This is a genomic window from Leptospira neocaledonica (assembly GCF_002812205.1).
Classification (GTDB): Bacteria; Spirochaetota; Leptospiria; order Leptospirales; family Leptospiraceae; genus Leptospira_B; species Leptospira_B neocaledonica.
Window position 1 is genome coordinate 234,273 of record NZ_NPEA01000005.1, and the last position, 14,881, is coordinate 249,153.

General features: G+C 40.5%; 15 protein-coding genes and 1 tRNA gene. 8 read left to right on the forward strand and 8 right to left on the reverse strand.

Features of this window, described 5'->3' with window-relative positions; genetic code table 11:
- Positions 1-34: 34 nt before the first annotated feature.
- On the forward strand, positions 35-472 hold the full coding sequence (locus CH365_RS10290) for a TIGR04452 family lipoprotein (protein ID WP_244283115.1): 438 nt from the start codon (positions 35-37) through the stop codon (positions 470-472).
- 10 nt (positions 473-482) lie between these two features.
- Here CH365_RS10290 and CH365_RS10295 read toward each other — a convergent pair whose 3' ends face one another.
- The 6 genes from CH365_RS10295 to CH365_RS10320 all read right to left on the reverse strand — a co-directional run bounded on the left by CH365_RS10295 (position 483) and on the right by CH365_RS10320 (position 7,824).
- On the reverse strand, positions 483-1,124 hold the full coding sequence (locus CH365_RS10295; RefSeq protein WP_100768485.1) for a TetR/AcrR family transcriptional regulator: 642 nt from the start codon (positions 1,122-1,124) through the stop codon (positions 483-485).
- Positions 1,121-2,578, reverse strand: a complete 1,458-nt coding sequence (locus tag CH365_RS10300; RefSeq protein WP_100768486.1) for a phytoene desaturase family protein — start codon at positions 2,576-2,578, stop codon at positions 1,121-1,123. Before CH365_RS10300 ends, CH365_RS10295 begins: the two co-directional genes overlap by 4 nt.
- Complete coding sequence (locus tag CH365_RS10305; RefSeq protein WP_100768487.1) at positions 2,578-4,221, reverse strand: DUF3556 domain-containing protein; 1,644 nt, start codon at positions 4,219-4,221, stop codon at positions 2,578-2,580. The genes CH365_RS10300 and CH365_RS10305 overlap by 1 nt, the downstream gene beginning before the upstream one ends.
- Positions 4,222-4,291: 70 nt before the next feature.
- Positions 4,292-5,797, reverse strand: a complete 1,506-nt coding sequence (locus CH365_RS10310; protein ID WP_100768488.1) for an ATP-binding cassette domain-containing protein — start codon at positions 5,795-5,797, stop codon at positions 4,292-4,294.
- Positions 5,798-5,987: 190 nt separating this feature from the next.
- The gene (locus CH365_RS10315; RefSeq protein ID WP_244283116.1) at positions 5,988-6,716 is read right to left on the reverse strand and encodes a helix-turn-helix domain-containing protein; all 729 of its coding nucleotides are present in this window, start codon (positions 6,714-6,716) and stop codon (positions 5,988-5,990) included.
- Positions 6,717-6,918: 202 nt separating this feature from the next.
- Complete coding sequence (locus CH365_RS10320; protein ID WP_100768489.1) at positions 6,919-7,824, reverse strand: SDR family oxidoreductase; 906 nt, start codon at positions 7,822-7,824, stop codon at positions 6,919-6,921.
- 178 nt (positions 7,825-8,002) lie between these two features.
- On the opposite strand from CH365_RS10320, the gene vapB reads away from it, so the two are divergent.
- Together vapB and vapC are read left to right on the forward strand one after the other, a co-directional pair.
- A complete protein-coding gene (vapB, locus tag CH365_RS10325; protein ID WP_100768490.1) occupies positions 8,003-8,233 on the forward strand; it encodes a type II toxin-antitoxin system antitoxin VapB in 231 nt (76 codons plus the stop codon).
- Positions 8,230-8,631, forward strand: coding sequence for a type II toxin-antitoxin system tRNA(fMet)-specific endonuclease VapC (gene vapC, locus CH365_RS10330; RefSeq protein WP_100768491.1), 402 nt, complete (start codon positions 8,230-8,232; stop codon positions 8,629-8,631). The genes vapB and vapC overlap by 4 nt, the downstream gene beginning before the upstream one ends.
- A 297-nt stretch (positions 8,632-8,928) precedes the next feature.
- Here vapC and CH365_RS10335 read toward each other — a convergent pair.
- A tRNA-Arg gene (locus CH365_RS10335) sits at positions 8,929-9,000 on the reverse strand.
- A 143-nt stretch (positions 9,001-9,143) separates the two neighbouring features.
- On the opposite strand from CH365_RS10335, the gene omp85 reads away from it, so the two are divergent.
- A complete protein-coding gene (gene omp85 / locus CH365_RS10340) occupies positions 9,144-10,586 on the forward strand; it encodes an Omp85 family outer membrane protein (RefSeq protein WP_100768492.1) in 1,443 nt (480 codons plus the stop codon).
- Between the two features lie 170 nt (positions 10,587-10,756).
- Positions 10,757-11,101 (forward strand): LIC10421/LIC12816 family protein, encoded by a 345-nt coding sequence (locus CH365_RS10345; protein WP_100768493.1) that lies wholly within the window; start codon positions 10,757-10,759, stop codon positions 11,099-11,101.
- On the opposite strand, the gene tmk is transcribed toward CH365_RS10345, so the two are convergent.
- A complete protein-coding gene (gene tmk / locus CH365_RS10350) occupies positions 11,095-11,688 on the reverse strand; it encodes a dTMP kinase (RefSeq protein ID WP_100768494.1) in 594 nt (197 codons plus the stop codon). The genes CH365_RS10345 and tmk overlap by 7 nt on opposite strands.
- Before the next feature lie 94 nt (positions 11,689-11,782).
- On the opposite strand from tmk, the gene CH365_RS10355 reads away from it, so the two are divergent.
- The 3 genes from CH365_RS10355 to CH365_RS10365 are packed head-to-tail and all read left to right on the forward strand — an operon-like array spanning position 11,783 to position 14,870.
- Positions 11,783-12,922 carry a trypsin-like peptidase domain-containing protein gene (locus CH365_RS10355; protein WP_165782594.1) on the forward strand — a complete coding sequence of 380 codons (1,140 nt, stop codon included), beginning with the start codon at positions 11,783-11,785 and terminating at the stop codon, positions 12,920-12,922.
- A gap of 9 nt (positions 12,923-12,931) precedes the next feature.
- A complete protein-coding gene (gene ruvB, locus CH365_RS10360) occupies positions 12,932-13,963 on the forward strand; it encodes a Holliday junction branch migration DNA helicase RuvB (protein WP_100768496.1) in 1,032 nt (343 codons plus the stop codon).
- A gap of 7 nt (positions 13,964-13,970) precedes the next feature.
- Positions 13,971-14,870 (forward strand): energy transducer TonB family protein, encoded by a 900-nt coding sequence (locus CH365_RS10365; protein ID WP_425268551.1) that lies wholly within the window; start codon positions 13,971-13,973, stop codon positions 14,868-14,870.
- The last annotated feature ends 11 nt before the right edge of the window (positions 14,871-14,881 follow it).

Below are 14,881 nucleotides of genomic sequence, written 5' to 3' on the forward strand. Positions count from 1 at the left end.
AAAAAACTTAAATTAACAAAGGCAAATGAAAACAATGAAACAGATCTACATTACGTTATTGATTGCACTTTCTATTACGAATTGTGTTGCGATCGATACATTAGGGTTAACTGATACTTACAAAGGAGACGAGGCCAAGAAAAAATTATTAGATGCGGCAAAAATAGGAGATTATTTAACTGCGAATTCTTACTTTACTGATCAAGGTTATACAGGATCTCAATTGAGTTCTTTAGTAGCTACGCAGGTTTTAACTGCATCCTTTATTGATGAGGCGGTTTTTAATCTAGATGAATCCAAATATTATAAAAAGAAGGATGTAGATAATTGTGCACAAGTGATCCAGTTCTCAGGAGTCGCTTTGGATTACGATTCTTTTACAGTATATTTAACCAATAGAACTTGTCGTTTGATTCCGAATGATCCTCTTCTTGATAAGAATATAGGTAAGAGTTCTAATAGCGGTCACTGAAATAAGAGCGTTATCCCCCGAGTAACTCCCTATCTTCTTGGATAACCTTTGACACATTGGTTATCCCTCCTTGAAAAAGAAGGCCTAAATAATCGGATAATTTTCTAAGATTATAACCATCTTCTTTTGCGAGTAGGACCATCGCTTCGAAGCCGGCTGCCACCATCATTACGGAAGTGATTCTGATTGGATGAGCGGGAAAACCTCCTAGCCCTACCATTCTTTCCAAGTCACTGTCCAATTCTTCCAAGATATAGGTCATCGAACCTCCTTGAAATAAATACCCCCGTATAATGTCCCTGTTTCTGGTCAATAGATCCAAATGAATTCTATCTTGCATCATCACTTGGAAAACCGCAAAGTATGCGTCGCTTAAAAAAGCCAGAGGAGTTTCCGCTTTTGCTCTTGCCTCTCTGATCCCTTTTCGGATCCCTTCAGCTAATTCGTCTGCAATGTCCTGCATTACGGATTCTTTATCTTTATAATAATTGTAGAATGTGCCTTGTGCCAGACCACTTTCTCGGATAATTTCCCTGGTGGAACATGCTTCGAATCCGATTGTAGCGAAAACTCTGCGAGCCGCGTTTAAGATCGCATTCCTATTTTTTGTTTTATTGTCCTGTCTTCTGGACCCGGATGGTGCTAGTTTCATTTGTGATAACGAATAGATTTTAGTTTATGAATTTTTTTTAATACTGTTTTGGCTGCATAGTATCCGCACATTCCGTGAACTCCTCCTCCTGGAGGTGTGGATCCGGAACAAATGTAAATATGAGGATCGGGTGTGGTATATGGATTTAGTTTTGCGATCGGTCTGAAAAATGCCTGAGGAAGGTCTGCTGCTCCTCCAGTGATCGCTCCTCCTATATAGTTTAAATTATAGGAGTAAAAGTCTTTTGTATTCATCGAATGTCTGGCTAATATTCTGTCTTTGAATCCGGGTGCGAATCTTTCGATCTGGTTTTCTAAAATTTCAGCCATATCCTTTGTGGAGCCCGAAGGTACATGGCAATATGCATAACCTGTATGTTTTCCTTTAGGAGCTCGGGTCGAATCGAATTGGCTTTGTTGGACTACTAACATATAGGGGCGGTCTGGATGTTTTCCTGACCATACTTCCGATTCTGCCTTTGCGATTTCGGAAAGTTTTCCGCCTACATGAACGGTGGAAGCTTGCAAACAACTTGGATCTTTCCAGGGTATGGGTCCGTCCAATGCCCAGTCCATCTTGAAAACTCCGGGTCCGTAATTATAGGAAGAGATCCTTCGTATATAAGAAGAAGATAATGTATTTCCTGCAACCGATCCAAGTTGATCGGGACTCGTATCAAAAAGGATGGCCTTCGTTTTTGGAAGTTGCGAAAGATTTGTTATCTTATAGTTGGTTTGGATTTTGACTCCGAGACCCTTAAGATAAGATTCCAGAGATTTTGCGATCATCGCGGATCCACCTTCTACGACCGGCCAAGACCGAACATGTCCCGTAAGGGAGAATAAAAGACCGAGTGCCCCGCTTAAAAGTTTTTCCAACGGAAAAATAGAATGCCCTGCGCAGCCTGCGAATAATGCCTTAGCCCTTTCTTCTTTAAACCAAGAATTTGCGATCGATTTTGCAGATCGTAGACCTAATAATCCGAATCTTGCTAATAAGAATGGATGTTTTGGAATCCCAAGGGGAGCTAACGCGTCAGACAAAAGTCCTTCCGGATTTTTTAGAAAAGGAGAGATGAGTTTTATATAAGACTTTTTATCTGCACCCAAATTCTCCGCGGTTTCCTCCAAAGACAATTTTAGAAGTACCGCAGATTCTCCATCCAAAGGATGTGCCACAGAAGCTTCCGGTTCTATCCATTTGAGTCCGTGTTTTTCCAAAGGAAGTGTTTTGAGATAGGGAGATAAAATGCCCATAGGATGGGCGGCGGAACAAACATCATGGTGAAAACCCGGTAAGGTTAATTCTTTTGTTCTTAATCCGCCGCCGATTGTATCCGAAGCTTCCAATATTAAAACGGAAAGTCCGGAACCAGCCAGGACGGAGGCTGCTGCCAATCCGTTCGGGCCGGATCCTATGATACAAATATCATATTCTTCGGAGCTGAAATCCATTATTTAGTCGGCCAAGGTTGGAGTTCCTTCAAATCGGCAACTTCTATCTTTCCATCTTCTATTAATCCTTTTTCCGCGTCGTGGATCCTGTAATTAATAGTAGATTTTCCTAATGGTTGTCCTTCTATAAAGATACAGCGTAATTCTTCGTCCTTGAATCCACACTGTGCTTGTACGGATCTAAGTAGTTGTTCGCTATGCAAGTGACCTTCTCCGAAGTTCCAGCCTACTACCATTCCTGCGATCAGTTCACCTTCTACCCATTCGTACTTTTCAAAATTTTTAACGGCTTTTGGTACTAACTTTTGGAATGCCTTTCCGTGTAAGTGCATGAGTCTAAAGGCCATTACCTTACTCACTAAACCTACGGATACTTTTCTTTCGTAGAACATATCTAATTGGTCGTACAACCATCCAGAAGTTTTGGTGAGCTTCTCTAATTTTTTATAACTATCTTCTTTGAACATCCATACGCTTACCGCCCAGTTTCCTGCGTAATATCTCATTGCGAGTAAGAAGGAAATCCAATCAGGTCTGATATTTCCGATCAATGGAAGAGCCAAAGAGAAAACGAATAAGAAAGCCGCAACAGGTGCAGAATCTAATTGAAAAGGAGTGATGGTTGGATTCGCTCCGAATAAGAAGAAGGCTGAGTAAACCACTAAGAAGTTCCATTCTATCGGAACTCCCATTGGGAAGTTACTGGTGATATAACTATGTAGGAATACCATCATCCCGAGTCCTAAGTATAGGACCGTCTGAGAACCAGTCATGATTGCTGTAAATAAAACGATCGGAGTTCCCATTTCCAGAACGATTCCCATATTCGCTTTTGCAATTGCGGTGGAAGAAGGACGAAGATCATCCGGATAATTTTTATACATCGCCTTTCTAAACCATGCGAACGGTGTGAAAGGACTATTGCTTGCCATCACACAAACTACACTTGGAAAGTGAGAATTAAGTTTGGAGAATCCTGCAAATAACCAGATGGAAAGTTGGACTATCATTGCGCCTGCAATCCAGTTCTGCGCGAATGCAAATACTACGATGGTGACCCAATAATGTTCCGCTCTTGCAGCGAGAAAAACAGTTTTATCTAATATACCTGCAATGACTAAACCAATGATGATTGGTAAAAATTGTTCGAATCCTGGAGCAGGGTGGATCAAACATAAAACGGAATAAACTAGAACCGAAGCGTAAGCTACGATTTCTAAAATTCCTCTGGTTCTTCCCCCGATGATTGGAGCTCCTTCGAATAAAGGCATTTTTGTAGTCTTAGGTCTTAAAAAATATAAGAACCCGCCTACAGGAGGGAAGTATCTTCCGGTTAAGGGACCGCTTCCGCAACCGAGGCCCAATACTTCGAAGAGTAAACTCCATACGATCGCTTTTTGAAAAGCTACCGGAACAAACCACCAAGAGATGGTATCCCAGGCCCCGAGTCCAGGACTGAAAGAGCAGAAATATATCCAACCTGCAATATACAATGCGATCTTTAAAACGTATACGATATAAGCTCCGAGGGGGGAGCCGTAACCTTGGACTGCCCAGGCCTGGCAGGACAAACGGGCCCTGTCTGCGAACGACATTTTTGCCCAGGCCAAGGCATCATAGGGGGGAGCTTTAGGAAGGAACATCTTTCTCTCCGTATTCTATATTTAGAGGGAGTGATATACAGGAGTCGAAAGAAATGTCAAGAAAAAATGACTAATTGGTCACATTTAGAATGTGTTTTATCGTGAATTCTTCTTGGATCCCGCAGTTTTCTAAAAACGACTCATCATGCGAAACGATCACAACCCCCGCCTTGAATTCGCTGATCAGTGATTCCAGAAATTCTATATTCCCCAAATCCAGGTTATTTGTGGGTTCATCCAAAAGTAGAAGTTCCGCTTTTTCCGTGCTTAATAGTCCTCTTGCCAATGCCGCTCTCAAACGTTCTCCACCGCTAAGCGTATGTACTTTTTGGAAAACATTGTCCTTGAAAAATAAAAATTTAGCCAGTCCATTCCTGATCTCGCTTTCATCTAAGTTGGAAACGTCTCTTATATTTTCAAAGACACTCTTAGAATCCTCCAATTGGTTACATCTTTGGTCTATATATAAGGTATTCAATTTCCCTAATGTAATAGATCCTCTTGTTTCAAAATTGGACCCTAATAGAGCTTGTAATAAGGTGGATTTTCCGGATCCATTTGGACCTTTAATTACTATCCTAACATTTCCTTTCCAAGAGAAGTTTAAATTTTCCTGATAGATCCATTCCTGAAAACGCACATTAAAATCTTTTGCCTCTGCGATTAGTTTTTGAGAAGGTATTTCTTTTCCGGAAAGATCCGCATACATGACAGGATCAATTTTTAATCGATCCATTACATTATAAACTTCTTGGATCTTGTCATTTGCTTTTTCTAAGCTGGAATAGTTTAATTTTCCAGAAGTGGTTTGTGCATTTCTTTTACGAGCTCCTAATAAAATTTTAGGTGTACCACCTTTGGACGCTGATTTTGTACCTTTGCGATTTTTTCTTTCTTGTCTATCGATCTGTTCTATTCTTTCCGCCTGGGCAATATCTCTTTCTCTTCTTGCTTTTTCCAAGGCAGCCTCAGAATTTTTTCGTTCTCTTTCCTTTGTCTCTTCATACGAATTCCATCCACCTCCGTACTTGTTCAAACCAAGATTGGATAATTCTAAGATTGTTTCGCAGAGTTTTAGACATTCTCGATCATGAGATATAAGTAGAAGCCCATACTTGTAATCTTGTAGAAATCGGATCAAAACTTTTTTTGCTTCCCCGTCCAGATCGTTTGTAGGTTCATCCAGTATTAAAAATTGGTCTTCCAGTTTTTCTGCGAGCCGGACCCTCATCCATTGCCCTCCGCTCAATTGATTGCAAAAATGTTTTCGATCAATTCCTGCTAAAAGTTTTTCACCAAGGAGTGACCAGGAATAGTTTTGTAAATATTCCTCCACAGTGATTTGTTCCGGTTTTTCTCTTTGAGGTAGATGGGATACTGTAGAATTTCTGGAAATTTTTCCTTTGCTAGTTTCGATCTCTCCTGAGATCAATTTGGCAAGGTAAGACTTTCCGATTCCGTTTGGACCCACAAGAGCGATACGTTCTTGCCCTAAAGAAAAATTAAAATTTTGAAATAGAATACGTCCGTCCGAAAATTCGAAAGAGACGTCCTTTGCGACGATACTTGATTGCATAACAAACCCTTTGCGCAGCTTAAGGCGCAGATTATAGAAAATTGATTGGGGTGGGTTTGTTTAAGATGCCATAAGACTCCGGTTGCCCAGAGAATTATTAGACTAATTGAAATGTTTCAAAATTGCAAGGGAAATTATAATTCTGCTTATCGAGTTTCTGACTATATGATTTCCCGACCTTTGCGCGGTATTAATTGAACGAACGACGAAATTCCACTGGAGTAAGTTTTGTCTTACTTTTGAATAGTTTACTGAAGGATTGAGAATGTTCGAAACCGAGCTCATAAGCAATTGCGGTTATCGGCAAATCGGTAGTAGACAATCTTTCTTTTGCCTGTTCAATCAATTTATCGTGTATATGCTGCTGAGTACTTTGACCGGTTAATACGTTTAGTAGTCCGCTTAGATATTTCGGAGAAACATTCAATAGATCCGCTACATATTGGACCGAAGGTAAACCTTTTTGTCTCAAGTCTCCTTCTCTAAAATATTCGACCAAAATTTCTTCTAAACGATCCAAGAGTTTATGATTCGTGATCTTTCTTGTGATAAACTGACGATGATAAAATCTCTCCGCATAATTGAGTAGAGTGGTAATATGAGAAATAATGATATCCTGGCTAAATTTGTCGATATTGGAATGATATTCTTGCCGAATATTACTTACAATATCGTTCAATACGATCTCCTCTTTTTCCGACAAGAATAAGGCCTCGTTCACCGAGTAATCAAAATATTCGTATTTCCGAATATTCTTCGCCAATGTTGAATTCCAGATGAAGTCCGGATGGACTAGTAAGATCCATCCGGAATGTTCCGGTTTTCTGTCGTTACCGATCTCGATCCTAAAAACTTGACCGGGAGCCATAAAGAATAAGATTCCATCGTCAAAATCATATTCCTGCTGCCCGTATTTCATTTTTACAGCAGAGTTCCTTTTCAGAGAAATGGAATAAAAATCGAGAGTCCAACTTGTAAGATTAAAATCCGAAGAATGTATAATAGATCCATAATCAACTACGCTAATCAGAGGATGTTCGGGTTTTGGTAAACCTCTCAACTGATGAAATTCACTAATGGTCTTAATTCTATACGGTTTTTGAATGTCTTTCACGTTGAGCCTACTTCATTTGCTCATAAGCCGAAGCAAAATTTTTAGCAAAGTCTTTTAATTTGGTCTTTTCCAATATTGGCCGATTTCGGAAATAGTCCTCATATAATACTCCTCCTCTTCTGGAAGCATTCATTTCCATAAAACCTTTTGCTGTTTTTGGATTCATCCCGGCTGCAATCATTCCATTCAATGCTTCTTCATCGGAGATTACCAACCATTTCAGATCCGGCTTTCCAATCGTTTCTCCCAAAATTTTTGCGATTTCGTTAGGCGAAACTTCATCACTTGCGATATATCGAATACTTCTTCCTTCGAACGGTTTTTCGATTTCTTCTGCAATTACATCCGCAATATCCGAAGGAGAAACCCAGGGTTCTATTTCATCTCCTCCATAATTGGATATGATCGCTCCTCTCGTCTTTATCGTTTGAATAAATGCAAACATATTATAATAAAATCCCACTGGCCGCATAAACTTAATCGAAACATTGCTTGGTAATTTTTGTAGAATATTTTCCGCTTCATGATGAAAGGCGAGTATCCCGTTATTCGAATTTGTATGTGCTCCTATGCTACTCAAATGAATCACTCGTTTAATTCCAGATTGTTCGATAGCTACTTTATAACTATTTGCAATCCGACGAATTGTTTCCATTATATCCAGGTTATGATCGAAAAAGCTCTCGTAACCGATTGCTTCCATGGCATAGACTATATCCGCGCCTTGAAAGGTTTGCGATAAAAATTCTTTATCTTCCATTTTGCCGATGGAAGGAATAGCGCCTATCGCTTCAATTTCCTTTATCCGCTCCGGATTACTACTGATGACAGTAACTGAGTGGCCTTTTTGAATCAATTTTTTGGTAAGCGGTTTACTTATATGTCCGAGTGAACCGGTAATAATAATCTTCATAGGTATTCTCCTGAATTAGAGATGCTTGTATAAGCGGTATTTCCTATTCAGATCGATTTAAGATATGAGAAGTTCTTTTCTTAGAGATTATTCGTGTAGCCGAACTTCAGGCGAATGTAGCCGTTTTGCATGTTACAAATGTCTTGACATTGCTAAAAATATATATTCTAGTATATATATGAATCGAGCCAAAATATTCAAAAATGGAGACAGCCAGGCTGTTCGTCTTCCGAAAGAATATAGATTTAAAGGTAAAGAAGTCTATATCCATAAGGAAGGAGAAATCGTAATATTGACTCCTATACAGGATGCTGTAGACAGATTTTGGAATACTCTAAATGAATTTTCCAGCGACTTCAAAATAGAAAGGGATCAGCCTAAGGATTATGATAGGCGTGATCCAATATGAATAAGTATCTTTTAGATACAAACATTTGTATTTATATCATAAATCAAAGACCCGATTCAGTTTATAAGAAATTTAAGAAGGTAGCTTTAGAGAATATCTATATCTCTTCTATTACGGAATTTGAATTATATTTTGGCGTTGAAAAAAGTCTTCATAAAGAAAAGAATAGGAGAGCATTGGCTGATTTTATTGGATATTTGAATATATTACCATTCGATAGCAATTCATCAGCAATCGCTGCTAAAATGCGTTTCAGCTTAGAGAAATCAGGGAAGCCGATAGGGCCTTTTGATCTATTAATAGCATCTCAAGCTATTTCTAACGATCACATCCTTGTGACTAATAATGAAAAAGAATTCAAAAGGATTAAAGAGTTAAAACTAGACAATTGGTTATAAAGTGCACCTACCGCAGCGACCCATAGGGAGCGAGGTAACGACCCGAAGGAGTCTGTGATCGAGTATAACGAGATCAAACGAGTGGGACGACTGACTTATAAGATAAACTTTAATCGAACGAAAAGTTTTATATCAAGAGTGTAAAGACCGGGACTCGCCGTTACGCAGTTGTCCATCCTGGCCAACTAAGCTCCACGGCGTCTTTTGCACTCGCATCGCCATCCTTGGCTCGCGGCGCATTTGCGACGCTCTCTACGGATCGCTGCAAATTGCTTTCGTGCAAAAGCTTCGAGTCCTTGCACCTACCGGGACTCGAACCCGGACCCCAGGCTCCGGAGGCCTGTACTCTATCCGTTGAGCTATAGGTGCGTATGTTGGTGAGTTTTTGTGACTTGCCCAAGCAGTCAATCTGATTCCTTTACTTAAGATTTTACACAAATGTCAGGAACGTTTCGGAGGTTTTTAGCTTACATTTTACCGCTCTTGTTCAACTTGCCTATAGACGGTTGCGCATGTTTTCCCTTCGCCATTTTTTTCTAGTCTGTATCTTAATCCCTGTTTCGATTTTTTCAGAAGGGGAGAAGGTTGCAATCGACCTGAACGAATCCAAACGTCTTTCCAAACAAGAGTTGGAAGAAAAGAGAAACGGTTGGTATGCAACTGGTCTTCCTGTTTTTTCGGAAGATCCTGTGAGAGGACAGGGTTACGGAGCCAGAGGATTTTTATATCAGAACGGAAATCGTAAGGACCCTTATTTCGAATTTCAACCTTACAAATATAGATTTGGTGCGCAAGCGTACAAAACTACTAAAGGTGCAGACTACTACGAATTTACTTTTGATAGTCCTTTTCTTTTCGATACTGCGTATAGATTAAAGACTAGCATTTCTTATAGTACGAATAAGAATTCTCAGTATTTCGGGATCGGCACTGACACATTACGCGAAATTCAATATAGGGACAGGAACCAGCCTACTGGTGAACTGAAAAATGGAGGAAGTTTTTCCGATCTTGAGGATGCACTTTCCTATCGCAGACCTTCTTCTCCCGGATCCGTTTATCCGTACGAAAGTAATGTTTTATATAATACGTATGAATTTCGTTCTTCTACTGCTACATTCTCCGTAGATAAAACTTTTTGGGGAGCTTTTCGTTGGATTATCGCTCCTGAGTTTTCTCAGAATGTGATCCGCACTTACGATTATCCTAACGGAAGAATTGCAACCAATGGAGATTATTATTCAGTTGCAAGAGATCCGGCTACCGGCTGGGGTTCTACTTATCCGAACGGAACTTCTAAACTTACCCAAGACTACCAAGCTGGTTTGATTAATGGATATCATGGTGGAAATGTAAATTATATCCATGTTGGTCTTGCTTATGATACTAGAGACTTTGAACCGGATCCTGATTCAGGCGTTCTATTAGAAATGAATTATTCTTCTTCTGCGAAACGTGCCGGTTCTGATTTCGAATTTGAGAAATTTTTTACACAAGGGAAATTTTTCTATATGCCTTTCCCGAAATTATTCGAAGAACTTGTGGTCGCAGGAAGAGCAGGGCTTCATTATTCGAAAGGAGAAGTTCCTTTTTCAGAGTATCGTTATATGTGGTCCATTGATGGTCCGATCAACGGATTGGGTGGTCTTCAAACTCTTAGAGGTTATCGACAAGAAAGGTTTATTGCGCCTATGATCGGTTTCGGAAATTTAGAAATCCGTTGGAGATTTGGTACATTCAAATTTTGGGACCAGTTAGTTACATTGAGCCTAGTTCCATTTTATGATTTCGGAAGAGTGTGGAATGGATATCATGATATTAGCACCCAAGGTTATAAATTTTCTTACGGAACCGGTTTAAGAATTATCTGGAACCAGGCAACGGTCATACTCATCGATTATGCCAAGTCCAGAGAAGATTCCCAACTTTTTATAGATATAGGCCAAATCTTTTAGAGCCAAATTCAAAAATACTTCAAGCAATCGTTTCATATGATTTTTAGAGATGGGGTCTAAGAATTTGAGAATATAGAATTTTGCTGTTCAGGATTGGTATCTTCGAAACACTTGAGTTCGGTCGGACCAAAAATACAAATCGGCCTTAGAACAATCAAATAGAGTAAAAGATGAAGATCAAATCACTTGTCGGACTAATTTCAATTCTGTCCCTGTTCCCATTTGCACTTTCTTCCTTCTCCGCAGAAGAAGAAACAAGACTGATCGAAAAGGCATTGGTAGAGAGTTTATCCACCCAAGAACAAAAAGAGGCGTTCAAAAAATACCTGGCCAATCTTTCTAAGAAGAAAAGAGATGAAGCGACCCATTTGAGAGAACTTGCTTCTTCCGAACCGAAACATCATTCTTCCGGGGCTCGCAAGAAGAAGTTGGTAGAACTCGCTGCTCAATTGGACAGAGAAGCTTCTATCCATGAAGAAACCTTAAAAACTCTACAACAATCTTTGGTTCAATAAGGGATTTTTTCGGTTATCAGTTTTACTAATTCTTCCGTAGAAAGTTTCGCATCCAGACGGACGGTATTTTCCGGAAGAATTTCTTCATACGCTTTTTTGATCTTAGTCAAAGCGCTGATTGTTTCGAATCTATCTTTTGTAGTATCTCTTCCTTTTAATCTCGCCAAAGCCTCTTCCGGTTCAATTTCCAGATAAAAAACTTTTTCGGGTTCGGGAAATCCTCTGTCTAAATTTTTTTTCAGGATCTCTTTCGCAGAAAAAAATTCCCCAGACTGATACGCAGCCGTGGAATACATATACCGATCTAATAACACGATTTTTTTTTGGGAGAGGGAAGGTAGAATATTCCTTTGAAGTGAAACTTCTCTATCTTCTAAAAATGCTTCGATTTGTTTTTCAGGAGAAAGTTCTATTTCTCCGCTTAAAAATTTTCTAAGATAGAGCCCGGATTCGTATCTTGTTGGTTCCGCAAAACAAATTGCTGGAACATGTTTGGAGTTTAGAAGGTCTAAGACCCGGACGGAGAGGGTACTTTTGCCACTTCCGTCTAAACCTTCAAAAACGTAAAATCCTGGTATTTGTGCCATGCCTTTTGAATCGGAAAGCCACTTGACATGAGTGGTTTTGCTTCGAATGCTGAAAGCTCATCTACCGGAATCCCATTCCCGAGGGCAGGAATCCATGAAAAAAAACGACAGATTCAAAAATTTCCTGGTGATAGGCATATCCGTAATGGCCGGAGTGATCCTTTCTCCGATCTTATATTGCGGAACAGGAAATGATAGCGCTTTATTTTTAAACGCAAAATCAGACAGAGAACCAAGCGCATCTGCGAAAGCAGCAGTCTCTATCCAAAAAGCATTCGAAGAAGTATACGAAAATGTTTCTCCAAGCGTAGTGTTGATCGCCACCGAAGGAACCGTCAACGTTCCTCAATACAACGATCCGTTTCAGGAATTTTTTTACGGGCCGCAAGGTAGAGTAAGAAATCAAAAAAGGAAAGTGAGCGGATTAGGTTCCGGTTTTATCCTGAACAAAGAAGGATATATTCTCACTAATGATCACGTAGTTCGTAATTTCGATAAATTTAAAGTAGTTTTCAAAAATGTAAAAGAACCTGTTTCCGCTAAGTTGATCGGAACGGATCCGATGATAGACGTTGCGCTTTTAAAGGTAGAAGCAAACCAAGATCTACAACCGATCGAGATCGGAGATTCTTCAGCAGTAAAAGTAGGAGACTGGGCGATTGCGATCGGCGCTCCATTCGGATTGGAACAATCCATGACAGTGGGAGTGATCTCCAAAGTAGGAAGAGGCGGTATCGATAATTCAGGAGTTCATTATATCCAGACGGATGCTGCGATCAACCAAGGAAATTCAGGAGGACCACTTCTGGATATTAACGGAAGAGTGGTGGGCATTAACCGTATGATCGTTTCCCCAAGTGGTGGTTCTATCGGTTTAGGTTTTGCCATCCCGATCAACGAAGCTAAGTCGATCGTAGAAGAATTAAAATCAGGTGGAAAAGTCAAACGTGCTCGATTGGGAGTCGCGTTAGACGATCTTACTGAAGAGACTGCAAAAGAACTTAAACTTTCGGGACCGGAAGGCGCATTCGTTCGCCAAGTGCAAAATGGAAGTGCCGCCGCAGAAGCTGGCATCGATGTTGAAGACGTGATTCTGGAGATCGACGGAGCCAAAATCAAAAACGCGAATGATGTGGTTTCTAAGATCAGGGCTTCTAAAGTCGGCCAACGTGTTTCAGTAGTCGTATTCAGAAAAGGCCAGATCCTGAAAATTTCAGTTAAGCTGGCGGAGTGAATAAAACTTTTGGCAGGACATACCTTAAATCCGGAGGATAAATTTGACGATGAGATATCTCTTCGTCCCTCCCTATTCTCCGAGTTTATAGGACAAAAAGAGATCCTGTCCAATCTAGGCGTTTTCGTAGAAGCCGCCAAAAAAAGAGGGCAGGCCCTGGATCATGTACTTCTATCCGGGCCCCCTGGTCTAGGTAAGACCACACTTGCAGGCATCATTTCCCAAGAACTTGGTACAAGGATCGTAGTTACATCTGCTCCCGTTTTGACAAGAGGAGCAGATCTTGCAAAATTACTCACGGATCTAGAAGAGAGAGATATATTATTTATAGATGAAATCCATTCTTTAGGTCGTAAGGTAGAAGAAATTTTATATCCTGCGATGGAAAATTTCATGATCGATCTTCTTGTGGGCGAAGGGATCACTGCTCAGACCATCCAGATCAAATTAAAACCTTTCACTTTGATCGGTGCTACTACTCGAAGCGGACTTATCTCGGATCCTCTTAAAAGTAGATTCGGTATCCATTTCCGTTTGGAATATTATGACGATGCCGAAATGAAAGATATTGTTCTCCGATCCTCTAAGATCCTAGGTTACGAGATAGAAGAGAGCGCAGCCTTTGAGATAGGAAGAAGGTCCCGAAAAACTCCTAGGATTGCAAACCATCTTCTCAAAAGAGTGAGAGACTTTGCCGAGGTAAAAGGCGAAAGAAAGATCCGTATCCCTGCCTGCGAAGAGGCATTTTCCCGTCTGGGAATAGACGAGTTGGGCTTAGATAGAATGGATCGCCAGATCCTGGAATGTATGATCGATCGATACAAGGGTGGTCCTGTCGGCTTGAAGCCAATCGCCGCAGTAATCGGAGAGGAAGAAAGGACTCTGGAAGACCATTATGAATCCTATATGGTAAGAGTTGGCTTGATCAATAGAACCTCTTCCGGCAGAGTAGCCACAGAGAAGGCTTATAAGTTGATGGACAGAGTTCCTCCGGCTTTCGGCAAAAGAATAGAAGAAGATGCGGCTCCCGGCCTTTTTTAAAAGTGAAATAGACAAGACTGGAGATTTAGAAGAAGACGATCGTCGCCTTCTATTCGCCGCGTTTTTCGTATTTGCATTCGCGTCTTTTTTAGTAGCTCATTTATTCACACGCAATATTCTATTTAAGATCTTGGGAGAAGACCCTCTTGTTCAGGTAAAAGAAAGAGCGGAGAGGGAAAAACTTTACGAAGTACTCTTAGAGCAGGAGTTCGTAGACAAAAGGATCAAGGACGAATACAAAGCATTATCCAATGTGGAGTCCGCAGGTTCGGGTGGGATCACTAAAAAAGAAGGATTTCATACGATGTCTCCCTTTCGCGAATTCGTGATGGGAAATATTTTCCGAAATCCTTCCAAGGCAAGTCCTCAAAATTCCCAAAAGAAAACGGAAGAGGAAAAAGTATACGAGGTCGCTATCTTAAAACAAGACCCTGTTGAATTTACTAACCCCAACGAACAAACCCCGGAGCAAACACCGGCTACGGGAAGAATGACCAAAATCCCATTCAATTACCGTTTCCAACAAGATATGCTTTTTCGTTGGGACGGAAGTTCTTCCATGAGCGTTCCTACTAAGAAGTTGGTAGGTTACGAATATTTCAAAAGGATGCTTCGCCAAATCGAACAAAGTTTTTCTCCTCCCGGCGGAGGAAACTACGGTTATCGTGACGGAGCGGGAAGAGTAATCCGACAGGCGATAGAACCGGGAGAAGTAAAGGTCCAATTTATGCTAAATGATGCTGGCCAAGTCATTGATACTAAGCTTATTTCTTCGCAAGGACAAGCTCTTGTGGATCAATCCTGTGTGGATGCATTACGAGGACAAAACTTCGGAAAAGTCCCTGAAGAGGTAAAAGCACAAGGGATGATCTACGGAATTACGTTTATTTTCCCTCGTTTTTATTAATAATAAATTTA